Raw genomic sequence first — 26,351 nt, 5'->3', positions numbered from 1 at the left:
TAAGGAAAAGAATTATGAGCAGCAATTTAATCGTACACGCCACCGACGCGACTTTCGAGCAAGACGTTTTGAAATCAGACGTACCCGTATTGTTGGACTTTTGGGCACCGTGGTGCGGCCCCTGCAAAATGATCGCCCCGATTTTGGACGAAGTGGCCGCCGAATTTGAAGGCCGTCTGAAAGTGGTTAAAGTTAATATTGACGAAAACGACCAATCTCCGGCTCAATTCGGCGTACGCGGCATTCCGACTTTGATGATTTTCAAAGACGGTCAAAACGTGGCTACCAAAGTAGGCGCATTGGCCAAAGGTCAATTGGTAGCGTTTATCAATGCTTCGCTGTAATCGGGCATAAAGATAAAAAAGGCCGTCTGAAAATTTCAGACGGCCTTTTTTTTCAGACGGCATTGGCACAGAAGCCCGAACAACGCGTGCGTACTCCACACACCCTACGCATAGGATTTAGCTTTTGTACAGGCTACGGCTTGCTTTTGAAAATTCAAACAGCTTGGTAGGTCGGATACTTGTATCCGACAAAATAAGGATATGCTGTGATACCGAGATATATCAGGGGGATAAGTCGGATTCGAGAATCCGACCTACGGATCTAGGTTTGAAACAGCAAAACGTTAACCCATCGGTAGGGTGTGTGGCGCAGCCACGCACGCGGTTTTGAATGGAACAGCGTATATCGGCTACAAAGATTTTAAAATCACGCCACATTATTTATGTACAAAACAATGCCGTCTGAAAAGAAAGTTTCAGACGGCATTGGAACAGAAGCCCGAATGACGCGTGCGTGCGTACCGCACACACCCTACGCATGGGATTTAGGTTTTATACAGGCTGCGGCTTGCTTAATTTAAATTGTCTAATTTACTGATAAAAATTTTATTTCTTAATTTAGCGCGCTCTAATAATGTTGAAAATTTAATTATTTCTGTATAAATATTTCCATCTCTTCTGTCATCAAAAAAAGATGGAACAATTTTAGACGCTCTAAACCAAAAATCAAGGTGGTAAGAATGAACAAAATCAGAATCAGCCATTCTAATATCTGTTGCACTAATATCTTCACCAATTAAATAACCATAAAAAGTGGTAATTTGAAATTCATCTTCAGTAAAATTCCTAATTAAACCAGCATATTTATTAATTTGAGCCAAATAGTCAGATACATCAACATCAGGAGCTTTGAATTCAATAATAATACATTTACCTTCCTCTGGAAAAAGTAAAATATCTGGCCGCTTAATTAATCTGTTTTTATTATTTTCATTAAGAATTTCTTGTTCTTTTTTAGAAAAATTTTTTTTGAAAATCCGTTTTTGGTCAATAGTAATATTTTCTAACTTGATTTCAGAAGTTCCTTTGAAATATATAAAGTCTTCATTTATTAACCATAAATCACTATTTTCGGTATCATTTGATGATTGTTGAAAAATTAAATTATGTAATAAATCTTCATCAATCCTACCATTGTTTTTTAGATTGTCTAATTCCTTATCAAGTATTTTTTGAAAAATATCAATAACTAATTTTCTTCTCGCTACATATTGAGTTAATGCGGTCCTATTTTGTAAAGGAACGGTTTTTACAAAATCATCTATAGTGCGAAGAAGTATATCTTGATAATGCTTATCTTTAGGATTTAAATGTTCTACTTGTTCTACAACTTTTTTCAACTCAGCATCTTTTTCAGCAATAATTTCAGCATCAGCTTGGTAAACTTTTTTTAAAATTTCTTCATCTGTTGAGTTAACGTCAATTTTACCTTTTAATTTGTCTAGTGTACGTTGATTTAACAAAAACATTTTTTTTAATTTCTCTAAATTTTTGGCTTGTTTCTGTCTCAATTCAATTATTTCGGGGTATAAACGACGTAGTGTCCTATTGGCTTCATATTCAATATCATCTAATACAATAGCTTCATCATAAAATAATTCAGAAGATGAATTCTTCTTTAATTCATTAAGGGATGGGATACAGATATTACCGCGAACATCACTATCCCTTTCGTCAATATATGAACTTGATAATAAACATAGAAATCTATTGCCTTTAATTGATTCTTTGGGACTTAAAGAATTAAAATCAATACTTTGAGCAATCTCCCCTTTGCTTGTTAAGTATAATTGGTTTTGCACTAGATCCTTATCTGAGATTTTAAATATTCTAAGCGTGATTTCTTCACTACGGAGAGTTCTATCTAGATCTCTTGTATTTAATTTACGATAAAATACTTGTATATTGGATGATTTATCAGGCTCTGGTATGTCATTTGTACAAATAGAGTTTGTACCAACTACTTTATCGTCATGAAATATTTTTATTACAATTTTAGGTAAATTGTCTCTATTTTCACAAAACCATGCTAAATAATGATGAATTAAATATTTTTTAAGAGAATCTGAATTCAGTTTACTATAATTCTCTCTATCTTTATCTGTTAATGGATTTTCAAAAATTATTTGACTGCCTGTAGAATGAATTTTATCAATTTTTTCTTGCCGATCTAAGCGGATAATAGCATTTTTATCTAAAAACTCTTTATTTTTGGATAAGGTAATTGCTCTTTCGTAGAAATAATCCCCCTCTTGATATTGGCTAATAATTTTAGTTTTTTCAAAAAAATGAAGAAATTGAATACGGCCAGTCCCTTTGTTATTAAAATTTTTCCTATTGTCTTTTAGTGTAATAAATCTATTCCACTCGGTATCATTAAAGCCAATACCAGTGTCTTCAATAACAATTTTTTGAAAATCATATTTTTTATTTTCTTGAGAAAATAATTCACTAATTAAATATACGGAAATAATTATTTCAGAATCTTTGATATTATTAGATAAATTTTGGGAATTTAAAATGCGGATAGATTCTAAAGCATTAGTAAAAGCTTCAAAGATAGGTTGTAATGGTTCTATAGTTTTCTTTTTAATTTCCTCTAAAAGAGAAGAGTACCAAATACCATAACCTTCAATATATTGTGGAAATTTCATATCAAAACTCTAATTTAGTTTCTTAAAATTATTTTAAAACCTGTTTCAAATATTTTGCAGTATGACTAATTTTTTCCATTTTTACAACGCTTTCAGGCGCTCCGCAAGCAATAATCCGCCCCCCTCCATCACCGCCTTCCGGCCCCAAGTCAACAATATAATCCGCCGTTTTAATCACATCTAAATTATGCTCGATAATCACAATCGAGTTGCCTTTGCCTTTCAGACGGCCGATTACTTCCAGCAGCAGGGCGATGTCGGCGAAGTGCAGGCCGGTGGTGGGTTCGTCTAGGATGTAGAGGGTGCGGCCGGTGTCGCGTTTGGAGAGTTCGAGGGCGAGTTTGACGCGTTGGGCTTCGCCGCCGGAGAGGGTGGTGGCGGATTGGCCGAGGCGGATGTAGCCTAAGCCTACGTCCATCAGGGTTTGCAGTTTGCGGGATACGGTGGGCACGGCGTCGAAGAATTCGCGGGCTTCTTCTACGGTCATGTCGAGCACTTGGCTGATGTTTTTGCCTTTGTATTGCACTTCGAGGGTTTCGCGGTTGTAGCGTTTGCCGTGGCACACTTCGCAGGGCACGTAAACGTCGGGCAGGAAGTGCATTTCTACTTTGATTACGCCGTCGCCTTGGCAGGCTTCGCAGCGGCCGCCTTTGACGTTGAACGAGAAGCGGCCGACGTTGTAGCCGCGTTCGCGGGCAAGCGGTACGCCGGCGAAGAGTTCGCGGATGGGAGTAAAGAGGCCGGTGTAGGTGGCGGGGTTGGAGCGGGGCGTGCGGCCGATGGGGGATTGGTCAACGTTGATGACTTTGTCGAGGTGTTCGAGGCCGGTGATGTTGTCGTAGGGCGCGGGTTCTTCGTGAGCGCGGTTGAGTTCGCGGGCGGTGATTTTGGCGAGGGTGTCGTTAATCAGGGTGGATTTGCCGCTGCCGGATACGCCGGTGATGCAGGTAATCAAACCTAAAGGCAGCTCGAGGGTAACGTTTTTGAGATTATTGCCGCGTGCGCCTTTGAGCACCAGCATTCTTTTGGGGTTGACGGGCGTTCTTTCAGACGGCACGGCAATGGCTTTTTTGCCGCTGAGGTATTGGCCGGTAACGGAATCGGTGCAGGCGGAGACTTTGTCGGGGGTGTCGGCGATGATAACGTTGCCGCCGTGTTCGCCCGCGCCGGGGCCCATGTCGATCACGAAATCGGCTTCGCGGATGGCATCTTCGTCGTGTTCGACCACGATGACGCTGTTGCCGAGGTCGCGCAGGCGTTTGAGGGTGGCGAGCAGGCGGTCGTTGTCGCGCTGGTGCAGGCCGATGGAGGGTTCGTCCAACACGTACATCACGCCGGTGAGGCCGCTGCCGATTTGGCTAGCGAGGCGGATGCGCTGGGCTTCGCCGCCGGAAAGGGTTTCGGCGCTGCGGCTGAGATTCAGATAATCGAGGCCGACGTTAATCAGAAAGCCCAAGCGCTCGGTGATTTCTTTGAGGATTTTTTCGGCGATGTGTTTTTTGTTGCCTTCCAAATCGAGGGTTTCAAAAAATTGGTGCGTTTGGGTGAGCGGCCATGCGGAAATTTCGTGCAGCGGCTGTTTGCCCACATAAACATAACGCGCCTCTTTGCGCAAACGTGCGCCGCCGCAGCTCGGGCAGGCGCGGTGGCTTTGGTATTGCAACAACTCTTCGCGCACGGTGTTGGAATCGGTTTCGCGGAAACGGCGTTCGAGATTGGGGATGATGCCTTCAAAAGCGTGGCTGCGGTTGAAGGTGGTGCCTTTTTCGGAAAGGTAGCGGAAGTCGATAACGTCTTTGCCGGAGCCGTGCAAAATCACTTTTTTTACTTTTTCAGGCAGCCCTTCAAATGGGGTGTCGACATCGAAGCCGTAATGTGCGGCCAGCGATTGAATCATTTGAAAGTAAAACTGGTTGCGTTTGTCCCAACCTTTAATCGCACCGGCGGCCAAGGAAAGCTCGGGGTGCATGACCACGCGCTCGGGGTCGAAGAAATTCATATTGCCCAAGCCGTCGCAGGTGGGGCAGGCACCGACGGGGTTGTTGAAGGAAAACAGGCGCGGTTCGAGTTCGGGCAGGCTGTATGAACACACGGGGCAGGCGAATTGCGAGGAAAACCAATGTTCTTCGCCGCTGTCCATTTCCATTGCCAGTGCGCGTTCGCCGCCGTGGCGCAGGGCGGTTTCAAAACTTTCGGCCAGCCGCTGTTTGATGTCGGCTTTCACTTTCACGCGGTCGATGACCACGTCGATATTGTGCTTGATGTTTTTTTCGAGCTTGGGCACTTCGTCGAGCTGATAGACTTCGCCGTCCACGCGCACGCGGGCAAAGCCCTGCGCCTGCAAGTCGGCAAAGAAATCGACAAATTCGCCTTTGCGTTCGCGCACGGCGGGGGCGAGGATCATCACGCGGGTGTCTTCAGGCAGTTTTAAGACGGCATCCACCATTTGCGAAACGGTTTGGCTGCTCAAAGGCAAATCGTGTTCGGGGCAATGCGGCGTGCCGACGCGGGCATACAGAAGGCGAAGATAATCGTGGATTTCGGTAACGGTGCCGACGGTGGAGCGCGGGTTGTGGCTGGTGGACTTTTGTTCGATTGAAATGGCGGGCGACAAGCCTTCGATCAAATCGACATCGGGCTTATCCATCATCTGCAAAAACTGGCGCGCATAAGCGGAAAGGCTTTCCACATAACGGCGCTGGCCTTCGGCATAGAGCGTGTCGAACGCGAGCGAGGATTTGCCGCTGCCCGACAAACCGGTTACCACCACGAGCTTGTGGCGGGGAATGTCGAGATCGACGTTTTTCAGATTATGGGTGCGTGCGCCGCGGATGCGGATGGTGTCGTTGTCTTGCTTGCTCATGATGGCCTGACTGCTTGAAAAATATATTAAATGAACCGTGCATTATATCATTTTTAATCAATATAAATGTTTCCGCTATTTTCAGACGGCCTCCGGATAACGCTGCATACAAAAGGCCGTCTGAAAGCTATAATAGCGCTTATGAAACAGATTACTTCCGCACACAACGAGCAGCTGAAGCATTTGGCCAAGCTGCTTTCTCAAGCCAAAGCACGCAAAGAATACGGGCAAACCGTATTGGAAGGCGTGCATCTTTTACAGGTTTACCTGCAAAACGGTTTTCAGCCTTTACAGGTTTACATTCCCCAATCCAAATTAAATATTCATGAAATTTCAGCATTGCGTGCCGAATTGCCGGACAATTTGATTACCGTTGTCGGCGATGCCGCTTTGTCGAAAATCACCAGTTTGACGGAGGCTGAAGAAGTAATGACGCTGATCCGGATTCCGCAGCAGGAAAGCCTGCCGGCAAGCGGTGATTGCGTGGTATTGGATAAGGTGCAGGACCCGGGCAATGTCGGAACGGTTTTACGCAGCGCGGCGGCGGCCGGTATCCAACAGATGGTTTTGAGTGCCGATAGCGCCGATGTGTGGTCGCCGAAAGTTTTGCGTTCGGGCATGGGGGCGCATTTTTTGCTGAAACTGTTTACCCGCGTCGATTTATCCGAGTGGCGTAAAATGTATACCGATAAAGTTTGGGCTACTGCGTTAAGCGAGCACAATAATTTCAATTTATATGAAATGGATTTGCAGCAGCCCGCCGCTTGGGTGTTCGGCAATGAAGGCAGCGGCGTCGGCCAAGCTATGTTGTCGGCGGTGGACGGCTGCGTGAAAATCCCCATGCTTGGCGCGACCGAGTCTTTAAATGTGGCGATGGCGGCGACGGTATGCTTGTTTGAGCAAATGCGCCAACGTCTGCAGGCTTAATTAATCAGGCCGTCTGAATTTCAGACGGCCTTAAGTGTTAATCGGAATATTCAATACATTATCAGGAAACCACTATGCAATTACATTCATTTGACGAAAAATCCAAACAGCGTTTGGCCGAATTGCTCGATACCAAAGCGGAAACCGCCAATACCATGCGTTGCGACGAAGTGCAGGGCTTTATGATGGCACTGCTGTCCGGTCCGGATGCGCTGAACACGGCGGAATGGCTGCCGGAGGTGTTGGGCGACGAATCTCTGTTTGACGAAGCGGAAACGGCGGAAGTGGAAAAGTTAGTGTTAAGCTGGGCGGCGGACATGCGCTCGGCCTTGTCGGCAAAAGCCTTGCCCGAACTGCATCTTTATGATGATGACGAAGGCAATACGGATTTTTATACTTGGTGCAATGCCTATCTTTATGCTTTGGATGTGGTACCGACCGACTGGTTTGAAAAAGCGGACAACGAAGATTTTGAAGATTTGTTTTATCCCGTAATGGCCTTGGGCGGGATTTATGACGATGAAGAAGACGGCCAAGCCGTGCTGAATCTCACCGAAAAAGAAATCACCATGCTGGAAGGCGAGTTGCCGCATACGCTGCTGGATATTTACTGGTTTTGGCAGAGTATCATCAACAAACCGCAAACCGTTCGCCGGGAAGGGGAAAAAATCGGCAGGAATGATCCTTGCGTATGCGGCAGCGGCAAAAAATACAAGGCTTGTTGCGGTAAGTAATGCTTTTTTAATCCGATGCAAAAAAGGCCGTCTGAAATCCGATATAGGTTTTTCAGACGGCCTTTTTATTTTACTCGTGTATATCCATACGGCCTGTTTTGGCGGAGTTTGCCGCACACCATGAAAATCAGCCGGTTGACTATAAAAAATATTATGCCATATTAAACCGTTAAACCTAAGTTAACAAACCTTGACTAAGTTGAGTGTTTGATATTAAATGCTTTACAAACGGCTTATTGACGCATGGGCTGTTTCAATTTGCCGGTTTGGATACGGCAGATTTTATGATCATGAGAAAAAACACAGCCGTCCGTTTTGATAAATAAAATGTTTCGGCGCTTACAATCAAACAGAAATATTGAGGTTTTTTATGGGTAGCTTTAATCCGATGTATGTAACCTTCGGGATTTACCTGGTGGCCGTGTTGTTAATCGGCTTGGCGGCGTATTTCTCGACTCGAAATTTTGACGACTATATTCTCGGCGGCCGCAGCTTGGGGAGTTTTGTAACCGCTATGTCGGCAGGTGCTTCCGACATGTCGGGCTGGTTGCTGATGGGTCTGCCTGGTGCGATTTATGCCAGCGGTTTGAACGAAGCCTGGATCGCTATCGGGTTGACGGTCGGTGCTTATTTCAACTGGCTTTTGGTGGCAGGGCGTTTGCGTGTTCATACCGAATACAATAATAACGCGCTGACTTTGCCGGATTATTTCTTCCACCGTTTCGGTGCGCAAGGTAAAGCGATGAAAGTGATTGCTGCAGCCATCATTTTGTTTTTCTTTACCATTTATTGTGCTTCCGGTGTGGTGGCAGGTGCGCGTTTGTTCCAAAGCCTGTTTGACATCACTTATACCCAAGCGATGTGGCTGGGCGCGGGGGCAACCATTGCCTATACCTTTATCGGCGGCTTCTTGGCGGTAAGTTGGACCGATACCATTCAGGCTACTTTGATGATTTTCGCCTTGATTTTGACTCCGATTATGGTTTATCTGGCTTTGGGCGGTGCGGATGAAATGAATGCCGCTATTCAAAGCGTTGCCGCGACAACCGGTAAAGAATACGGCAGTCTGCTGGCCGGTACGACTTTGATGGGCATTATTTCTACTGCTGCATGGGGTTTGGGCTACTTCGGACAACCGCATATTTTGGCGCGCTTTATGGCTGCCGAAAATGTGAAATCTCTGGTGGCGGCACGCCGTATCGGTATGACTTGGATGATTTTGTGCTTGGCCGGTGCCTGTGCGGTAGGTTATTTCGGTATCGCTTATTTTGGCGGACATCCCGATCAAGTGGCGGTAATGGACGGCAACAACGAGCGTATTTTTATTGCGCTGACGACCATTCTGTTTAATCCGTGGATTGCCGGTGTGATTCTGTCTGCCATTTTGGCTGCGGTAATGTCGACTTTGTCTTGCCAACTGCTGGTATGTTCAAGCGCGATTACCGAAGACTTCTATAAAGGCTTCCTGCGCCCGAATGCTCCGCAACAGGAATTGGTGTGGATCGGCCGTTTGATGGTTTTGGCGGTTGCGGTTATCGCCATCATTATTGCTTCTGATCCGAGCAGTAAAGTATTGGGCTTGGTATCTTATGCTTGGGCCGGTTTCGGCGCGGCATTTGGCCCGGTGGTAATTTTGTCGGTATTCTGGAAACGCATGACTGCGGCGGGTGCATTGGCGGGTATGATTGCCGGTGCGGTAGTTGTGGTGGCTTGGAAAGCGACCGGCAGCAGCCTGTATGAGATTGTTCCCGGCTTTATTGCCTGCTTCATTACCGTGGTAGTGGTTTCTATGTTGGGCAAAGCACCTGAAAAAGTTCAGGAAAACTTTGAGAAAGCCGATAAAGCTTATCGCGATGCCGCATAAGTTTAGTTATCGGATAAAAGCTGCCGTTTTGAAACGGCGGCTTTTTTGTTGTTTAACCGGATAAAATTTTCAGACGGCCTCAATAAGAAATATGAAACGGTTTTTTTAGATTAACCAATTTTCATATAAAGGTTGGAGATAAACATAGTCTCGGTGTAGGTTGAGGCCGTCTGAAAAAAAGCCCTGCCGGAAGGCAGGGCATTGTTGGCAATCCGTTGAAATTACAAGCCTGACAAACGGGCCGTATCTTGGGCAATCATCAGCTCTTCGTTGGTCGGGATAACCACTGCCGAAGCTTTGCTGTCGGCAGAAGTGATGATGCCGGCGTTGCCGAAGCGCGCTTTCAAGTTGGCTTCTTTGTCTTCGGTCAAGCCTAAGAAGCCCAAGTAAGCCAAAACTTTGCCGCGGATAATATCGGAGTTTTCGCCGATACCGCCGGTAAATACCAAGGCGTCCAAACCACCGGCAGCTACGGCCATAGAAGCCGCGTATTTGGCCAAACGGTAGGCAAAGATTTCCAAAGCCAATTTGGCACCCTCGTGGCCTTTGCCGGCTTCTTCTTCAATGGTGCGGCAGTCGTTTGAAAGCTCGGAAATACCCAATAAGCCGGATTTTTTATTCAGCAAATCGGTGATTTGGTTGATGCTCATATTGGCATTTTGTTCTAAGAAAGAGAAGATGCTCGGATCAACATCACCGCTGCGTGTACCCATTACCAAGCCTTCCAGCGGCGTCAAGCCCATGCTGGTATCTTTGCACTCGCCGTTGGCCACGGCGGCAATAGAAGCGCCGTTACCCAAATGGGCAATAACCATGCGCAGGCTGTTTTTGTCTTTACCCAAGAAACGGGCGGCTTCGTCGGCTACAAAACGGTAGCTGGTGCCGTGGAAACCGTAACGGCGCAAGCCGTATTTGCGGTAAAGTTCGCGCGGAACAGCGTAAGTGTAGGCATGTTCGGGAATACTTTGGTGGAAAGCGGTATCGAATACGGCCACGTTTGGCAAGCCTTGGAAAATGTTTTGTGCGGCGCGGATGCCCAGCAAGTTTGCAGGGTTGTGCAAAGGAGCCAGCGGGATACATTTCTCAATGCCGGCAATCACTTCTTCGGTAATCACAATAGATTCGCTGTACAGCTCGCCGCCGCTCACAACGCGGTGGCCGACTGCGGCAATATTGCTGTCCAGGCCTTGTTTTTTCAATTCGTCCATCAAAGCTTCGACTGCACCGGTGTGGTCGGGTTTTGCGGCCAGTTCGACTTTGTGTTTTTCGCCGTTTACTTTAAATGTGATGTAAGCATCCGACAGATTTAATTTTTCAGCCAGGCAGCTCAACAGAACTTCTCCGCTGCCGTTGTCCAACACTGCACCTTTCAGGGAAGAACTGCCGCAGTTCAATACCAAAATCAATTTGTTTGACATTCAAACTCCTAATAATAAATAGCCTGCTTGTGCAGGCCGGTGTTGAGATGGTTGTTATTGTGTTTGCATAGCGTTAATGCAAATTAATCTGTAAAAACGAATAATAAAATGCCAACAAGGGCGCGATTATACTCAGAAAAAGGTGTGAGCTCCAATAAAACGTGTTTTGAAATACGGATTGGACATTTTTTCCCGCCGTATCGAACCTTTGGAAGAAGGGGCGTGAATGAATTCGCCATTGCCTATATAAATTCCGACATGTGAATAACGGCCGGAGCCGCCTGTATTGAAAAAGACCAGATCGCCGGTTTTCAGACGGCTTGTTGAAATGGGTCGGGACGATGCGGCCATATCGCGCGCCGTGCGCGGCAAATTGACATTCAAAGCATTCTTGTAAACGAACTGAACCATCCCGCTGCAATCGAAACCGGTCGAGTTGCTGCTGCCGCCATAGCGGTAGGGCGTTCCGATCAGGCTCATGCTGTGCAGCATCAATTCCTGTGCGGCTTGTTCGCGGTCGATGTGGGTAATGCGTACGGCTTTGGCTTTTGATTGGGCATAGCCTGCCTTTTCCGGTTTGGCGGTACTGCAAGCGGTCAGCAGGGCAAGCAGGAAAGAGAGCAGTCCGATACGGATAAAACGGTTTGGGATCATGGCAAAACTTTTCCAGTTATGTTGGTAGTATACGGAAAAAGATTATACCGACATGAGGCCGTCTGAAAAATCGCCTTTCAGACGGCATTAAACCGATTTAACACGTTTTACGGTACAATGGCGTACTTTTGATTAACACATAACAAAAAGGCTGCCGTTAAATGGCTTCTTTAGAAACTTGGATAGGCCTGCGTTATCTGCGGGCGAAAAAACGCAACGGCTTTATGTCGTTTATTACGATGATTTCGATTGCCGGTATTGCTTTGGGGGTGACGGCGCTGATTGTGGTGTTGTCGGTAATGGCCGGCTTCCAAAAAGAAATACGCGGGCAGCTGTTAAACGTAGCACCCCATGCCGAGCTGGGATATTACGACACCGGTTCGGAGGGTAATTGGCAGGATTTGCGTGAGCTTATTAAAGACAAAAAAGAAGTGCTTGCCAGCGCGCCTTATATTTCCGATCAGGCGTTGCTGGTAAATTCCGGTGAAGTTCGCGGTGTTCAGATTCGCGGTATTCTGCCTTCTGAGGAAAAAAATGTCGTCGATTACGGCAATAATATGCCGTTTGGCAGCTTTGATTCTTTAAAACCGGGCGAGTTTGACATTGTCTTAGGAACCGGGTTGGCCGATACGTTGGGGGTGTCCGAAGGGGGTAAAGTTACCTTGATTACGCCAGAAGGCAATATTACGCCGGCAGGCGTTGTTCCGCGCTTGAAGCAGTTTAATGTAGTCGGCGTAGTAAAAACAGGCGTTTATGAAGTAGACAACACTTTAGCCATGATTCATTTGAAAGACGCACAGGTTTTGTACCGCTTCGGAGAAGGCGTCAGCGGCTTACGCCTGCGTCTGGCCGATCCGCAAAATGCTCCTGCGTTTATTCATAAATTGGTTCCGGAAAACAAACTTGAGCAAATATGGGTAAGGGATTGGACGTTTTCCAACCGCAGCTATTTTGAAGCGGTTGAATTGGAAAAACGCATGATGTTCATCATTTTAACGCTGATTATCGCTGTTGCCGCCTTTAATCTGGTGTCTTCATTGGTCATGGCGGTAACCGAAAAACAAGCAGATATCGCGATTTTGCGCACTTTAGGCTTGTCTCCTGCAGGCGTAATGAAAATTTTTATGATACAGGGTGCATTTGCCGGCTTTGTCGGCACTTTGGTCGGCGTGATTTGCGGAGTGTTATTGGGTTGGAACGTCGGTAAAATCGTTGCATTTTTCGAAAAACTATTCGGCTTTAATCTGATTAATTCACAGGTATATTTCATCGATTATCTGCCGTCCGACGTTAACATGAGCGACGTATTATTGATTGCCGCCATTTCTTTGACTCTGGCTTTCCTGGCCACACTGTATCCGAGCTGGAGAGCGGCAAAAACACAACCTGCGGAGGCTTTGCGTTATGAATAATACCGTGTTGAAATGTGCCGGTGTCGGCAAGCAATACAGTGATGGTGCGTTGAATGTCCAAGTGTTGTCGAATTTAAACCTTGAAGTTTCAGGCGGCCAAAGCGTCAGCATTATCGGCTCGTCGGGAAGCGGAAAATCAACCCTTCTGCATATTTTGGGCGGTTTGGATATGCCGTCTGAAGGTACGGTTTATTTGATGGGAAATGATTTGGGTAAAATGAACCAAAAACAGTTGGGCGATTTACGCAACCAATATTTGGGCTTTGTTTACCAGTTTCACCATTTGCTGCCCGAGTTTTCCGCGTTGGAAAATGTGATGATGCCGCTGTTGATCGGCAAAAAGCCGAAAGCGGAGGCAGAGCAGGCTGCATCGGCGATGTTGGAAAAAGTCGGTTTGAAAGAACGTATGCTGCACCGTCCCAGCGAGCTTTCCGGCGGCGAAAGACAGCGCGCCGCCATCGCTCGTGCTTTGGTAACCCGCCCCAAATGTCTGCTTGCAGATGAGCCGACCGGAAATTTAGACCGAAAAAATGCGGCCAATATTTTAGATATGATGTTGGACTTAAAAAACGAACTCGGCACCGCTTTGATTGTGGTTACTCACGATGACGGGTTGGCAGGCCGTTTCGATCGGACAATGGTAATGCGGGACGGCCAACTTCACGCTAAATAAAACCTGAGAAGCCGGTTTTTATCGGAACGAATGAAATCCTTTAAATGCCGGTTGGTGTTTGAAGGATTTTTCTATTGAAAAACAGTATGCAGACAAAACAGAAAATCGTCATTACAGGGCACAGCAGCGGCTTGGGTAAAGCTTTGGCCGGATATTATGCGACACAAGGTACAACCGTATTCGGCATTTCCCGTCGGATGCTTGAAATTTCAGACGGCCTCATGCTACGGCAGCACTCTTTGGATCTTGCCGATACCGGTTTATTGGCAGCTTGGCTGGAACAGGGCGAACTGGCAGCGTTTATTGCCGATGCGGAAGAAATCGTTCTGATTAACAATGCAGGTGTGGTCGAACCGAATGCGGTTTTAGGGCGGCAGCAAACCGAGCAGATTGCCAAAGCGGTTGCTGTTAATGTTACCGCGCCTTTATTGCTCAGCAACCATCTCGCCGCACATAAATCTCTGCATTCACATTTGAAAATTGTCCATATCAGCAGTGGTGCCGGCAGAAAAGGCTATCCCGGTTGGAGCGTATACGGCGCAACCAAAGCTGCATTGGATCATCATGCCCGTTGTGTTGAAGCAGAAAGAAACAATCAGATTAAGGTTATCAGCCTTGCTCCCGGTGTTATCGATACGGAAATGCAGGACAAAATCAGGTCAGCCGATGCCGGTATGTTCCCCATGCAGCCGCGTTTTCAGGATTTGAAACGGCAAGGCGGTTTGTCTTCTCCTGAAGAAACCGCTTCTCAAATTGCCGAATGGATAGATGCTATAGATGAAGATATCCCGATTATTGCAGATATACGCGACTATATCTAACTGAGGCCGTCTGAAAATTCGGCGGTTTTATTTTCAGACGGCCTCTGGCAAATCTAAAAATCATGCCGGCAGAAATGGAATTTATCGGCAAAATTTTAATTTTATATTATTGAAACAAAAAATAATAATGGAAAAACTAGACTTTCAGACGGCCTTAAAAAATTTAGGCCAACAAGCCAAGCAAGAAGCAGAAGTTAAAGCGGCAAAAGAAGCCGAGCGGAAAAAACAGCAAGCTGAAGAGGTGGATTTTGCCAAAGAAATGGCAGGTGTTACCCCCTTGAAAAATTCACAGCGTTACGAACCGCCAAGAGATTTAAGCCCGATTAAGCCGCGTCCGAAACATGCCGATAAGTTTGAAGACGACAATTATTTTTATGTCGGCGACGGGCAATGGGTGGATGTACCCGATACGTTTAGCAAAAACGGGCAGGGGCAAAACGACATCAGAAGGCTGCAAAGCGGCCATTGGGAAGTGGTGGCGGATGTCGATCTTCACGGCTATAACCAAGAAGAAGCGCAGCAGGTTTTGAGCGAATTTATCGAATTTGTTAAAAAACGCGGTGTATGCGGCGAGATTATTCATGGTAGCGGATTGGGGTCCTCAGGTTATAAACCGGTATTGAAAAATCTTGTCCGCCGTTGGCTGATGGCACATCCCGATGTATTGGCCTACGCAGAGCCGAGAAAAGGAAACGACGGAGCCGTACGGATTTTATTAAAACGCCAATGGAATAAAGAAAGCGAATAGTTTTTACTTGTTTTAACCCTGAAATTCAATCAAGTTGCCTGCTTTTCATTTGATGATACCGATTGCTGTTTAAATATCATTAATTTTCACAATCGAAACAATAAGAAATATTTTTGAATATTTATTTTCTAAATAGAAAATTTTTAATTATTAGACCTATAAAAAAACAAAATTCTGTTGGAAAAGCAACGCTTCTGTGTTTGCATATGAAGCCGATAACTGATAGCATTTGCAATGAAAATATGCAGTAGGGTATTTTAATGCCCGAACCATAAAAATATACCGATACCAAACTTGACCCGTACTGAATTTTTTCGGCTACGGGCAAGCTTCGTAAACGAAACAAGAGTAGGCTGAAAGCCTGATTCCATAAAACTCTCAACAGAAGAAGGGATAATTATGTCCATCCAAATAAATGACGTTGACCCGATTGAAACCCAGGAGTGGTTAGATGCGTTAAGTTCGGTTTTGGAAACCGAAGGCGAAGGCCGTGCGCACTACCTGCTGGAACAATTGGTGAAATATACCCGCCGTCGCGGTGTACATATGCCGTTTGATGCCACAACCGCTTATTTGAATACGATTCCTGTAGGCAAAGAGCAAAAATCACCGGGTAATCATGAATTGGAGCACCGTATCCGTTCCATCATCCGTTGGAATGCCGCTGCAATGGTATTGCGTGCCGGCAAAAAGAATCTGGAGTTGGGTGGACATATCGCTTCTTTCCAATCTGCAGCGACATTGTATGACGTCGGCTTCAACCATTTCTGGAAAGCCAAAGGCGACGGTGAAGAAGGCGATATGGTATTCGTACAAGGTCACGCCGCCCCCGGTATTTATGCCCGCGCCTTTGTTGAAGGCCGTCTGACTGAAGAACAATTGGATAATTTCCGCCAAGAAGTAGACGGCGAAGGTTTATCTTCTTATCCGCACCCTCATTTGATGCCTGATTTCTGGCAGTTCCCGACCGTATCAATGGGTTTGGGCCCGTTGATGGCTATTTATCAAGCACGTTTCCTGAAGTATCTGGAATCACGCGGCCTGACCAAAACCAAAGGCCGCAAAGTATGGGTATTCTGCGGTGACGGTGAAATGGACGAACCTGAAAGCCAAGGCGCGATTTCTCTGGCCGCCCGCGAAGGCTTAGACAACCTGATTTTCGTCATCAACTGTAACCTGCAGCGCTTGGACGGTCCGGTACGCGGTAACGGCAAAATCATTCAGGAATTGGAAGGTAACTTCCGCGGTGCCGGTTGGAACGTATTGAAAGTTATTTGGGGCGGTCGTTGGGATGCTTTGCTGTTGAGAGACAATGACAATGCATTGAAACAACGTATGAACGAATGTTTGGATGGTGACTACCAAACTTATAAATCTAAAGACGGTGCCTATGTTCGCGAGCACTTTTTCAATACGCCCGAACTGAAAGCCATGGTTGCCAATATGTCTGACGAAGAAATTTGGTTGTTGAACCGTGGTGGTCATGATCCGCACAAAGTTTATGCGGCTTATTATGAAGCAGTGAATAATGCAGGTGGCCGTCCGACCGTGATTTTGGCAAAAACCATTAAAGGTTACGGTATGGGTGCATCAGGCGAAGGTCAAAACGTTGCCCACCAAGCCAAAAAAATGGACGTGGCTTCATTAAAACAATTCCGTAACCGTTTTAATATTCCGGTGACCGACGAGCAAATCGAAAGTGGTGATCTGCCTTACTACCGCTTCCCTGAAGACAGTGCGGAAATGCAATATTTGCGTGAGCGCCGCAATGCATTGGGTGGCTACTTGCCTCAGCGCAACCCGAATACCGAACCGTTACCTGTGCCTGAGTTGTCTGCATTTGACGCTCAATTGCAAAGCAGTGGCGATCGCGAATTCTCGACTACTATGGCATTTGTCCGCATTTTGTCGACCTTGTTGAAAGACAAGCAATTGGGCAAACGCATTGTGCCGATCGTGCCCGATGAAAGCCGTACTTTCGGTATGGAAGGCATGTTCCGCCAATACGGTATTTGGAACCCCAAAGGTCAGCAATATACCCCGCAAGACAAAGATCAATTGATGTTCTACAAAGAATCTGTAGACGGTCAAATGTTGCAGGAAGGTATTAACGAGCCGGGCGCGATGGCCGACTGGATTGCCGCGGCAACCAGCTATGCCAACAACCGTTACGCCATGATTCCGTTCTACATTTACTACTCAATGTTCGGTTTCCAACGCGTAGGCGATTTGGCTTGGGCGGCCGGTGACATGCACGCACGCGGCTTCTTGGTAGGCGGTACCGCAGGCCGCACCACGCTGAACGGCGAAGGCTTGCAACACGAAGACGGCCACAGCCACATTCAAGCTGATCTGATCCCGAACTGCTTGTCTTACGACCCGACTTTCCAATACGAATTGGCTGTGATTATCCAAGACGGTTTGCGCCGCATGTATGTAGAACAAGAAGACGTGTTCTACTACCTGACCGTGATGAACGAAAACTATGTTCACCCTGCTATGCCGCAACGCGAAGGTGTCGAAGAAGAAATCCTGAAAGGTATGTATCTGCTGAAAGCCGGCGATAACGGTGATAAGAAAGTACAACTGATGGGTTCCGGTGTCATTCTGAACGAAGTGATTAAAGCCGCCGAATTGCTGAAAAACGATTTCGGCGTAGATGCGGATATTTGGTCGGTACCTTCGTTTAATATGCTGCACCGTGATGCCATCGAAGTTGAACGCTACAACCGTCTGCACCCGATGGAAGCGGAAAAGTTGCCGTTTGTAACACAACAACTGCAAGGTCGTGACGGTCCTGTCATTGCTTCAACCGATTATATCCGCAGCTTTGCCGACCGTATCCGCGCCTATGTGCCGAACGACTATCATGTTTTAGGTACTGACGGTTTCGGCCGCAGCGATTCCCGTGCTAACCTGCGCGATTTCTTTGAAGTGGACAGCCGCCATGTTGTGGTTGCTGCACTGAATGCTCTAGCGAAACAGGGCAAAGTAACAAAAGAGACCGTTCAGCTGGCTATCGATAAGTACGGCATCAAAACCGATACTGCACCGAGCTGGAAGCGGTAATGATATTTTCAGACGGCCTCTGAAAATGAATGAGGCCGTCTGAAAAGAATATCCGCTTGAAACCGTTTTAAGTCTTACAACAAAACAACATGCCGCAGCACATGGCTGCTGCGGTTGTTAAAGGAAAGCACGATGAGTCAAATCGTAGAAATCAAAGTACCCGACATCGGCGGCCATGAAAATGTAGACGTGATTGCCGTTGAAGTGAAAGCGGGCGACACCATCGCTGTCGACGATACCCTGATTACGCTGGAAACCGACAAAGCCACCATGGACGTACCCGCCGATGCCGCGGGCGTGGTGAAAGAAGTTAAAGTCAACGTGGGCGACAAAGTTTCCGAAGGCAGCGTGATTGTCTTGGTTGAAGCCGCCGGTGCCGCCGCTCAAGCAGCGCCCGCCACCGAAAAAGCAGCCGAGCCTGCTCCTGCCGCCGCACCTGCACAAGCAGCCCCCGCTGCTGCTCCTGCTGCGGGCGGTGCAACTGTAAAAGTGGAAGTGCCTGATATCGGCGGCCACGAAAATGTGGACGTGATTGCCGTTGAAATCAAAGTGGGCGACACCGTATCCGAAGACGATACGCTGATTACTTTGGAAACCGACAAAGCCACTATGGATGTGCCGAGCACCGCTGCCGGCGTAGTGAAAGCCGTGTATGTGAAAGTGGGCGACAAAGTTTCCCAAGGCACTCAAATTATCGAAGTAGAAACCGCAGGCGGTGCCGCTGCCGCTCCTGCCGCAGCTCCCGCACAAGAAGCGCCTCAAGCCGCTGCACCTGCGCCGCAAGCTGCTCCGGCTCCTGCCGCGCCTAAAGCCGATGCCGCTCCGGTTGCCGCATTCGGCAATACGCCGGTAAACGAAGCCGCATTTGCCAAAGCCCATGCCGGCCCGTCTGCACGCAAACTGGCGCGCGAGTTGGGCGTGGATTTGAGCTTAGTTAAAGGTACGGGCTTGAAAGGCCGTATCGTCGGCGAAGACATCAAAGCCTTCGTGAAAGCCGCTATGCAAGGCGTTGCGGGCAAAGCTGCGCCTGCTGCTGCAACTGCTTCATTGGGCGGTGGTTTGGACTTGCTGCCGTGGCCGAAAGTCGATTTCAGCAAGTTCGGCGAAATCGAAGTGAAAGAACTTTCCCGCATTAAAAAAATTTCCGGTCAAAACCTGTCGCGAAACTGGGTGATGATTCCCCACGTTACCGTGAACGAAGAAGCCGATATGACCGAGCTGGAAGAGTTCCGCAAAACGCTGAACAAAGAGTGGGAGCGCGAAGGCCTGAAACTGTCGCCGTTGGCGTTCATTATCAAGGCTTCCGTAACCGCCTTGAAAGCCTTCCCCGAGTTCAATTCTTCTCTTGACGGCGAAAACCTGATTCTGAAGAAATACTACAACATCGGCTTTGCCGCCGACACGCCCAACGGCTTGGTTGTGCCGGTAATCAAAGACGTGGACAAAAAAGGCTTGAAAGAAATTTCCCAAGAGCTGACCGAGTTGAGCAAAAAAGCCCGCGAAGGCAAGCTCAAGCCCAACGAAATGCAAGGTGCCTGCTTTACCATTTCCAGCTTGGGCGGCATCGGCGGCACAAGCTTCACGCCGATTGTGAACGCTCCCGAAGTGGCCATTTTGGGCGTGTGCAAATCACAAATGAAACCGGTATGGAACGGCTCGGCTTTTGAACCGCGCCTGATGTGCCCGTTGAGCCTGTCGTTCGACCACCGCGTGATCGATGGTGCGGCCGGTATGCGCTTTACCGTGTATCTGGCGAACCTGTTGAAAGACTTCCGCCGCGTGGTGCTGTAAGGCTTTTCAGACGGCCTTTGGCAATCAGAGGCCGTCTGAAAACGAGATTGTAATGAAAGCAGTGTGTATAAACTGCTTTACAGAAAGGTTTAACAATGAGCTTGATTGAACTCAAGGTTCCCGATATCGGCGGCCACGAAAACGTGGACATCATCGCCGTGGAAATCAAAGCAGGCGATACCGTGGCGCTTGAAGATACGTTGGTTACTTTGGAAACCGACAAAGCGACTATGGACGTGCCCGCCGAAGCTGCCGGCGTGGTGAAAGAAGTAAAAGTCAAAGTAGGCGACAAAATTTCCGAAGGCGGAGTGATTGCCGTGATTGAGGCTGCCGGTGCAGCAGCCGAAGCACCCAAAGCAGAAGCTGCCCCCGCACCTGTGCAAGAAGCACCGAAAGCGGCTGCACCTGCACCGCAAGCCGCGCAATTTAGCGGTTCTGCCGATGCCGAATACGACGTAGTGGTGCTGGGCGGCGGCCCAGGCGGCTATTCCGCTGCATTTGCCGCAGCGGACGAAGGCTTGAAAGTTGCCATTATCGAGCAATACAGCACATTAGGTGGTGTATGTCTGAATGTTGGCTGTATTCCTTCTAAAGCTTTGCTGCATAATGCTGCGGTCATTGATGAAGTAAAACATTTGGCTGCAAACGGTATCAAATATCCTGAGCCGGAGATTGATATCGACATGCTGCGCGGCTATAAAGAAAAAGTTATCGGCAAACTGACCGGTGGTTTAGCCGGTATGGCCAAAGCCCGTAAAGTGGAGTTGATTCAAGGGCGGGGCGAATTTGTTGGTGCTAATCATATCGACGTAGCTTTAACCGAGAGCAGCGAATATGAGAAAGCTACTGAAACCGGCGAGAAAAAAACCATTACTTTCAAAAATGCAATTATAGCCGTCGGCAGCCGAGTAGTTAATTTGCCTTTTATTCCACAGGATCCGCGTATTGTAGATAGTACCGGTGCATTGGAGTTACGTCAGGTACCTGAAAAAATGCTGATTATCGGTGGTGGTATTATCGGTTTGGAAATGGGTACTGTATATAGCACTTTGGGAGCCCGCTTAGACGTAGTCGAAATGATGGACGGCTTAATGCAAGGTGCAGATCGCGATTTGGTGAAAGTTTGGCAAAAAATGAACGAGCACCGCTTCGACAATATTATGACTAACACCAAAACCGTTGGCGTAGAGGCTAAAGAAGATGGCATTTATGTCTCTTTTGAAGGTGAAAAAGCCCCTAAAGAGCCGCAACGCTATGACTTGGTTTTAGTTGCAGCGGGTCGTGCGCCGAATGGAAAATTATGTGGGGCCGAAAAAGCCGGTGTTGCTGTAACTGATCGCGGTTTTATCGAAGTAGATAAACAGCAGCGGACTAATGTGCCTCATATCTATGCAATTGGCGATGTGGTAGGACAGCCGATGTTGGCTCATAAAGCCGTACATGAAGGTCATGTAGCAGCAGAAAATTGTGCAGGACATAAAGCATTCTTCGATGCAAGGGTTATCCCCGGCGTGGCCTATACAGACCCGGAAGTTGCTTGGGTTGGGGTAACGGAAGAAATAGCAAAACGTGACGGCATCAAAATTACCAAATCTGCATTCCCGTGGGCGGCGTCTGGTCGCGCCATTGCCAATGGTCGGGATGAAGGTTTCACCAAATTAATTTTTGATGCTGAAACAGGTCAAGTTATCGGTGGCGGCATTGTCGGTACGCATGCCGGTGATATGATCGGTGAAATTTGTTTGGCAATCGAAATGGGTTGTGATGCTGCCGATATCGGTAAAACCATTCATCCTCATCCGACTTTGGGTGAGAGCATCGGTATGTCTGCAGAGGTGGCTTTAGGTACTTGTACCGACTTGCCTCCCCAAAGAAAGAAAAAGTAACTTTCTAGAAAAAAAGGCCGTCTGAAAATTCAGACGGCCTTTTTTGTATTATGAATTATTAAAGTTGCTTCAAATTGAGGCGAAAAGCTAATTTAATGCTGATTTCATATTTTACTACTTGTTAACCTATGAGCTGAGGGAAAAGATTTTTTAAACCTGCGACGATAATTTCAATAGATACTGCAGCAAGCAACATACCCATTACACGGTTTAAAATTGTTAATCCCGTTTCTCCCAATATTTTGCTGACCTTTGACGCGGCAATAAGTGTCAGATAACAAATCAAGCTGATAATCAAACCGGCAATCAAAATAGAGGCTGTATCCCAATAATTCTTTGCAGCAGAAGCATAAATAATGACGGTTGAAATACCTCCCGGGCCAATCATCATTGGGATGGCAAGAGGAACAACGGCAATTGCGGCGATACTTTGATTGTGTTTAGGTTGTTGAATAGTAATTTCACGGCCTTCGTCTGTACCTAAATCCGGTTTAGCCGGATTGTTGTTGCCACTCATCATAGAAATTGCAATAAGCAATACCAAAATCCCACCGCCAACTTGGAATGAGCCGACGCTGATTCCTAAAATTTTTAGCAACCAGCCACCGCTTACTGTAAAAATTGTGATGACGATCAACACTGTTAATGCTGAAACTTGGGCAACTTTTTTTCTTTCTCGGGTACTATTATTTTTTGTTAGATCCAAAAAAAGTGATAATGCGCCAAACGGGTTAATCAAAACCATGAATGCCAAAATAATTTTACTGACTTCTAATCCCATAATTGTTCCTCGTATTTATCTTTTTATTAGTTTTGTCTTTGGTTGGAAATACCCATTAATAATGCAAGTACCATCATAATAGATAAGGTTGCGGTCCCACCGTAGCTGACTAGCGGCAAAGGCACGCCTACGACCGGTAAAATACCGCTGACCATACCCATATTTACAAAGGCATAGCAGAAGAAAGTCATAGTCAGCGCACCCGCTAATGAACGGCTGTAAAGAGTAGGGGCTTTGGCGGCAATGTATAGGCCTCTGCCTAAGATTAAAAGATAAATGGCCAATAATAAAATATTGCCAATCAAACCGAATTCTTCCCCGTAAACTGCGAAGATAAAATCAGTCGTGGCTTCTGGAATATAATCCAAATGGGTTTGCGTACCATTAAGCCAACCTTTTCCCCAGAGACCGCCGGAACCAATGGCAATCATAGATTGGATAATATGATAACCGGCTCCAAGTGGATCTTTTGTGGGATCCAGAAGGGTCATGACACGTACTTTTTGATAATCGTGCATGCCGTAATTCCAAATTAGAGGTAGTGCGGCTAAAAATCCGATCACGGCAGTAGCGATTACTTTCCAAGGCAAACCGGCAAAAAATACCACAAACAGTCCGGAAGCCATAATAAGAGTAGCCGTTCCTAAGTCAGGCTGTTTTAATATCAAAACTCCGGGAATAGCAACCAAAAAAAGTGCAACGGCATAGTGGTACCACTTCAAAGACATTTCGTATTTCTGAAAATACCAAGCAACCATCATAGGCAAAGCAATTTTCATAATTTCAGACGGCTGTATTCTACCTATACCTATATTAAGCCATCGTGTAGAGCCGTTAACCGTTACACCAAAAAAATGCACGCCGATAAGCAGAATAACGCCCGTTACATACATCGGTAGAGCGAAATTTGCTAAAAATTGAGGGCGGGTTCTGGCTACGAACCACAATAATATAAAAGCCAAAACGGTGTGTATGGTTTTATTTTCAAGTTGCCTGATTTCTTGTCCGTCTGCTGAATAAAGGAGAAACAGGCTCATTACGTAGATGGTTAACATGGCATAAAAAAGCCACGGATCCATCGGCTTCCAAATATAGTATTTGATTTTGGCCAGCCAATCGTTGTTATTATTCATTTGTGCGGATTCCTGAGGCTGAAGCATTATTCACTGCTTCATAAGCTTTTTGATAAATAGATGTGTTCAGCTTAGAAGTCGGAAGACTAGTTGCCAATAATAAGTTATCTTGTTTTTTAGGAGAGGTTTTGACAGATTTGGCATCTTCTTCACTAAATCCTGCATTTCCGCCGCGAAGTTTCAGTAGATAAAAATCGCTCAAACTTCGGGCTAACGGTGCGGCATTTGCACCCCAGCCACCATTTTCTAAAATCACAGCAATGGCAATTTGGGGGCTATCTAAGGGTGCGAAAGAAATGAACCAAGCGTGGTCGCGATGCTGTTCTGCCAAAGCAGCCGCATTATAGGTTTGACCTTGTTTAATTTGTACTACTTGTGCGGTCCCCGTTTTTCCTCCCATAGTATATTGCAGCCCACTACCAACTCTCCAAGCCGTGCCTCCGGGTTTCAATACTTTAACCATAGATTGCTTAATGTATTCAAAATTGCTCCGCTTAAATGGAATCAACTTTGTCGGTTTAGGTTCGATAACCGTAATTTGCTGGCGTTCGTGATCCAATAATTCTTTTACCATATGAGGTCTGTAGACAACACCGTCGTTGGCCAATGAAGCCGTTGCATGCGCCATTTGCAAAGGAGTATAGGTGTTGTAACCTTGCCCGATACTGACGGATACCATCTCTGCAGGATTCCATTTTCGTTGCGATGGATTTTTTGATTTAGCAAAACGTTTCGCTTTCCATTCTTTAGAAGGCAATACGCCACGATATTCATGAGGAAGATCGATGCCTGTAGGTTCGCCAAGACCGAATTCGGCTAAATAAGGGGCGGTTTTATCAATGCCCAACTCGTAACCCAACCGATAAAAAAACGTATCGGATGAAACTTGTATTGCTTTGCTTAAATTGGCAGAACCGTGTCCGCTTCTGACTGAATCTCGAAATAAATGACGGGTACCCGGAATACTCCAAGCACCGGGAGCCGGCACAATGCTGCTTTGATTAATTTTTCCGCTTTCAAGTAATGCCATACCCATAAAAGGTTTGAAAGTGGAACCTGGCGGATATAGGCCCTGAGTAACCCGATTAATTAGTGGGCGCTGCCAGTCGTCGTTGAGTTTTTTCCAAGTTTCACTATCAATGCCGTCAATAAACAAATTGGGATCAAAAGTTGGTTTTGATACAAAAGCCAATACCCCTCCTGTTTGCGGATCAATCGCAATCATTGCGCCACGACGACCGCTCATTAAACGGTCTGCTTCACGTTGCAAACGGATATCCATAGCCAAGCGCAAAGTTTGGCCGGTTTGAGCAGGAACAGTTTTTAAAACACGCACAACATGCCCGTATGCATCTTTTTCAACTTCTTGGTATCCAGGCAGGCCGTGTAATTGCGATTCGTAATAGCTTTCCAGGCCAGACTTTCCTATGTGCGTACTACCTCTATAAAGAGAAGCTAGGTTATCTTCATTAAGCTTTTTTTGATCTCTGTCACTGATACGACCGATATAACCTAGAAAATGGGCAGTCAATTCTCCGTAAGGATATTCTCTAAATGTGCGTGCGTTAATTTCCACACCTTTAAAACGGTAAAGCTGGGCAGCCAGTTGCGCCGCTTCATCGGCATTTAATTTTAGTTTTAGCGGGATTTTTTCATAAGAACTAAATTCTGCTCGAAATTTTTTAAAACGCTTTAAATCCGTTTCTGTAATGTCAACATATTGTTTGAGCAACTCAATAACTTCATCTACTTTACCCTCCAATTGATTCGGAATAATTTCTAGAGAATAAGCAGGGTAGTTATGTGCCAATACGACACCGTTAACGTCAATAATTTCTCCCCTGGTAGGTGGAGTGGGAATCAGTGAAACACGGTTATTGACGGCTTTGGTAGTAAATTCTTCATGTTTTATGATTTGAAGATAAACAAATCGGCTAAGCAGAACTACAAACAAAATGATAATGAAGATGAAAGCAACAACAAGCCGCAGCAAAAAATCTTTTTGCAATGCGGCCTCATCTTTTACAGTTTGCGTATGCTGACGGGGTGTTTTCATCTGTATATATGGCGGGAGTTAAGAACAGCCAACATTATTTTACTCAATAGGGGCCATAAGAATGCACCCACAAAAGGAGCTGAAAAATCAAGCCAACCTGAAAAACGGTGGCTGTGTATCAATTGAATTAGCATTAAAATAATTTGGTTGGCCAGCAAAGCAATCAATACCGCAATTGCCTGAAAACCATAACTGTATAGAGTAATCTGACGCTGTTGCTGTTGGGTTAGAAAAGTAATTAGCATATAAGACAGGGCATGTTGCCCGACAGGGGAGGCTGTACCGACATCAACTAGCAGTCCCACAATAAAAGCAATGCCGACACCTACTGAATGGGGTCGGTTAATGACCCAGTACAACAGCATTAAAGCGGTAAATTGAGGAATCCAAAAAAAAATGTCGTGCGGAAAAGGCATAAAGTCTAAGAGCATCGTCAATACAAAGCTCAAGGTAATTATTTTTTTGGGTATCCGGTTATGGAAATCTTCAAAATCTGTCATGATCGCTAATCGGCTCGGATATT

Annotated in this window: 20 protein-coding genes; 12 read left to right on the top strand and 8 right to left on the bottom strand. The window is 46.3% G+C overall.

Features of this window, described 5'->3' with window-relative positions:
• Positions 1-14 precede the first annotated feature (14 nt).
• Together trxA and EL309_RS10625 are read left to right on the top strand one after the other, a co-directional pair.
• Complete coding sequence (gene trxA, locus EL309_RS00480) at positions 15-344, top strand: thioredoxin TrxA (protein ID WP_004284666.1); 330 nt, start codon at positions 15-17, stop codon at positions 342-344.
• A 383-nt stretch (positions 345-727) separates the two neighbouring features.
• Positions 728-865, top strand: coding sequence for a hypothetical protein (locus tag EL309_RS10625; protein WP_164717523.1), 138 nt, complete (start codon positions 728-730; stop codon positions 863-865).
• On the opposite strand, the gene EL309_RS00475 is transcribed toward EL309_RS10625, so the two are convergent.
• Together EL309_RS00475 and uvrA are read right to left on the bottom strand one after the other, a co-directional pair.
• Complete coding sequence (locus EL309_RS00475; RefSeq protein WP_004284670.1) at positions 857-2,998, bottom strand: hypothetical protein; 2,142 nt, start codon at positions 2,996-2,998, stop codon at positions 857-859. The genes EL309_RS10625 and EL309_RS00475 overlap by 9 nt on opposite strands.
• A 28-nt stretch (positions 2,999-3,026) precedes the next feature.
• Entirely contained in the window at positions 3,027-5,861 is a 2,835-nt protein-coding gene (uvrA, locus tag EL309_RS00470; protein WP_004284672.1) for an excinuclease ABC subunit UvrA, read from the bottom strand.
• Positions 5,862-6,002: 141 nt separating this feature from the next.
• Between uvrA and EL309_RS00465 the strand changes: the two genes are divergently transcribed.
• From EL309_RS00465 to putP, 3 genes are all read left to right on the top strand, one after another.
• A complete protein-coding gene (locus EL309_RS00465; protein WP_004284674.1) occupies positions 6,003-6,788 on the top strand; it encodes a TrmH family RNA methyltransferase in 786 nt (261 codons plus the stop codon).
• Positions 6,789-6,862: 74 nt separating this feature from the next.
• Entirely contained in the window at positions 6,863-7,522 is a 660-nt protein-coding gene (locus EL309_RS00460) for a YecA family protein (RefSeq protein WP_004284676.1), read from the top strand.
• A 370-nt stretch (positions 7,523-7,892) separates the two neighbouring features.
• Positions 7,893-9,386 (top strand): sodium/proline symporter PutP, encoded by a 1,494-nt coding sequence (gene putP / locus EL309_RS00455; RefSeq protein WP_004284681.1) that lies wholly within the window; start codon positions 7,893-7,895, stop codon positions 9,384-9,386.
• A 221-nt stretch (positions 9,387-9,607) separates the two neighbouring features.
• On the opposite strand, the gene EL309_RS00450 is transcribed toward putP, so the two are convergent.
• The gene (locus EL309_RS00450) at positions 9,608-10,804 is read right to left on the bottom strand and encodes an acetate kinase (RefSeq protein ID WP_004284683.1); all 1,197 of its coding nucleotides are present in this window, start codon (positions 10,802-10,804) and stop codon (positions 9,608-9,610) included.
• Positions 10,805-10,936: 132 nt separating this feature from the next.
• Positions 10,937-11,458, bottom strand: a complete 522-nt coding sequence (locus EL309_RS00445; RefSeq protein ID WP_004284684.1) for a C40 family peptidase — start codon at positions 11,456-11,458, stop codon at positions 10,937-10,939.
• A 161-nt stretch (positions 11,459-11,619) separates the two neighbouring features.
• Here EL309_RS00445 and EL309_RS00440 point away from each other — a divergent pair, with 161 nt between their 5' ends.
• From EL309_RS00440 to lpdA, 7 genes are all read left to right on the top strand, one after another.
• Positions 11,620-12,870 carry a lipoprotein-releasing ABC transporter permease subunit gene (locus EL309_RS00440; RefSeq protein WP_004284686.1) on the top strand — a complete coding sequence of 417 codons (1,251 nt, stop codon included), beginning with the start codon at positions 11,620-11,622 and terminating at the stop codon, positions 12,868-12,870.
• Positions 12,863-13,543: a lipoprotein-releasing ABC transporter ATP-binding protein LolD gene (gene lolD / locus EL309_RS00435; protein ID WP_004284687.1), complete on the top strand. Its 681-nt coding sequence runs from the start codon at positions 12,863-12,865 to the stop codon at positions 13,541-13,543. The genes EL309_RS00440 and lolD overlap by 8 nt, the downstream gene beginning before the upstream one ends.
• Positions 13,544-13,629: 86 nt before the next feature.
• Entirely contained in the window at positions 13,630-14,364 is a 735-nt protein-coding gene (locus EL309_RS00430) for an SDR family NAD(P)-dependent oxidoreductase (protein WP_372512973.1), read from the top strand.
• Positions 14,365-14,491: 127 nt separating this feature from the next.
• Positions 14,492-15,112, top strand: coding sequence for a Smr/MutS family protein (locus EL309_RS00425; RefSeq protein ID WP_004284690.1), 621 nt, complete (start codon positions 14,492-14,494; stop codon positions 15,110-15,112).
• 399 nt (positions 15,113-15,511) lie between these two features.
• The gene (aceE, locus tag EL309_RS00420; RefSeq protein WP_004284693.1) at positions 15,512-18,181 is read left to right on the top strand and encodes a pyruvate dehydrogenase (acetyl-transferring), homodimeric type; all 2,670 of its coding nucleotides are present in this window, start codon (positions 15,512-15,514) and stop codon (positions 18,179-18,181) included.
• Positions 18,182-18,313: 132 nt separating this feature from the next.
• Positions 18,314-19,972: a dihydrolipoyllysine-residue acetyltransferase gene (gene aceF, locus EL309_RS00415; RefSeq protein WP_004284695.1), complete on the top strand. Its 1,659-nt coding sequence runs from the start codon at positions 18,314-18,316 to the stop codon at positions 19,970-19,972.
• Positions 19,973-20,067: 95 nt separating this feature from the next.
• Complete coding sequence (gene lpdA / locus EL309_RS00410) at positions 20,068-21,858, top strand: dihydrolipoyl dehydrogenase (protein ID WP_004284696.1); 1,791 nt, start codon at positions 20,068-20,070, stop codon at positions 21,856-21,858.
• Positions 21,859-21,979: 121 nt separating this feature from the next.
• On the opposite strand, the gene EL309_RS00405 is transcribed toward lpdA, so the two are convergent.
• From EL309_RS00405 to mreD, 4 genes are read right to left on the bottom strand one after another with little or no spacing between them, the layout of a single operon-like run.
• The gene (locus EL309_RS00405; RefSeq protein ID WP_004284698.1) at positions 21,980-22,639 is read right to left on the bottom strand and encodes a MarC family protein; all 660 of its coding nucleotides are present in this window, start codon (positions 22,637-22,639) and stop codon (positions 21,980-21,982) included.
• A 26-nt stretch (positions 22,640-22,665) separates the two neighbouring features.
• Positions 22,666-23,772: a rod shape-determining protein RodA gene (rodA, locus tag EL309_RS00400; RefSeq protein ID WP_004284700.1), complete on the bottom strand. Its 1,107-nt coding sequence runs from the start codon at positions 23,770-23,772 to the stop codon at positions 22,666-22,668.
• Positions 23,765-25,828, bottom strand: coding sequence for a penicillin-binding protein 2 (gene mrdA, locus EL309_RS00395; protein WP_004284702.1), 2,064 nt, complete (start codon positions 25,826-25,828; stop codon positions 23,765-23,767). The genes rodA and mrdA overlap by 8 nt, the downstream gene beginning before the upstream one ends.
• Positions 25,825-26,328 carry a rod shape-determining protein MreD gene (gene mreD / locus EL309_RS00390; protein WP_036494156.1) on the bottom strand — a complete coding sequence of 168 codons (504 nt, stop codon included), beginning with the start codon at positions 26,326-26,328 and terminating at the stop codon, positions 25,825-25,827. The genes mrdA and mreD overlap by 4 nt, the downstream gene beginning before the upstream one ends.
• Positions 26,329-26,351 lie beyond the last annotated feature (23 nt).

It is taken from the genome of Neisseria weaveri, from assembly GCF_900638685.1.
Taxonomy (GTDB): domain Bacteria; phylum Pseudomonadota; class Gammaproteobacteria; order Burkholderiales; family Neisseriaceae; genus Neisseria; species Neisseria weaveri.
This window is presented reverse-complemented; position numbering and strand designations above follow the sequence as displayed.

Excerpts from the sequence above, each read along its gene's own strand:
- trxA (WP_004284666.1), top strand. The coding sequence starts at position 15 with ATGAGCAGCAATTTAATCGTACACGCCACCGACGCGACTTTCGAGCAA.
- EL309_RS10625 (WP_164717523.1), top strand. The coding sequence starts at position 728 with ATGTACAAAACAATGCCGTCTGAAAAGAAAGTTTCAGACGGCATTGGA.
- EL309_RS00475 (WP_004284670.1), bottom strand. The coding sequence starts at position 2,998 with ATGAAATTTCCACAATATATTGAAGGTTATGGTATTTGGTACTCTTCT.
- uvrA (WP_004284672.1), bottom strand. The coding sequence starts at position 5,861 with ATGAGCAAGCAAGACAACGACACCATCCGCATCCGCGGCGCACGCACC.
- EL309_RS00465 (WP_004284674.1), top strand. The coding sequence starts at position 6,003 with ATGAAACAGATTACTTCCGCACACAACGAGCAGCTGAAGCATTTGGCC.
- EL309_RS00460 (WP_004284676.1), top strand. The coding sequence starts at position 6,863 with ATGCAATTACATTCATTTGACGAAAAATCCAAACAGCGTTTGGCCGAA.
- putP (WP_004284681.1), top strand. The coding sequence starts at position 7,893 with ATGGGTAGCTTTAATCCGATGTATGTAACCTTCGGGATTTACCTGGTG.
- EL309_RS00450 (WP_004284683.1), bottom strand. The coding sequence starts at position 10,804 with ATGTCAAACAAATTGATTTTGGTATTGAACTGCGGCAGTTCTTCCCTG.
- EL309_RS00445 (WP_004284684.1), bottom strand. The coding sequence starts at position 11,458 with ATGATCCCAAACCGTTTTATCCGTATCGGACTGCTCTCTTTCCTGCTT.
- EL309_RS00440 (WP_004284686.1), top strand. The coding sequence starts at position 11,620 with ATGGCTTCTTTAGAAACTTGGATAGGCCTGCGTTATCTGCGGGCGAAA.
- lolD (WP_004284687.1), top strand. The coding sequence starts at position 12,863 with ATGAATAATACCGTGTTGAAATGTGCCGGTGTCGGCAAGCAATACAGT.
- EL309_RS00430 (WP_372512973.1), top strand. The coding sequence starts at position 13,630 with ATGCAGACAAAACAGAAAATCGTCATTACAGGGCACAGCAGCGGCTTG.
- EL309_RS00425 (WP_004284690.1), top strand. The coding sequence starts at position 14,492 with ATGGAAAAACTAGACTTTCAGACGGCCTTAAAAAATTTAGGCCAACAA.
- aceE (WP_004284693.1), top strand. The coding sequence starts at position 15,512 with ATGTCCATCCAAATAAATGACGTTGACCCGATTGAAACCCAGGAGTGG.
- aceF (WP_004284695.1), top strand. The coding sequence starts at position 18,314 with ATGAGTCAAATCGTAGAAATCAAAGTACCCGACATCGGCGGCCATGAA.
- lpdA (WP_004284696.1), top strand. The coding sequence starts at position 20,068 with ATGAGCTTGATTGAACTCAAGGTTCCCGATATCGGCGGCCACGAAAAC.
- EL309_RS00405 (WP_004284698.1), bottom strand. The coding sequence starts at position 22,639 with ATGGGATTAGAAGTCAGTAAAATTATTTTGGCATTCATGGTTTTGATT.
- rodA (WP_004284700.1), bottom strand. The coding sequence starts at position 23,772 with ATGAATAATAACAACGATTGGCTGGCCAAAATCAAATACTATATTTGG.
- mrdA (WP_004284702.1), bottom strand. The coding sequence starts at position 25,828 with ATGAAAACACCCCGTCAGCATACGCAAACTGTAAAAGATGAGGCCGCA.
- mreD (WP_036494156.1), bottom strand. The coding sequence starts at position 26,328 with ATGACAGATTTTGAAGATTTCCATAACCGGATACCCAAAAAAATAATT.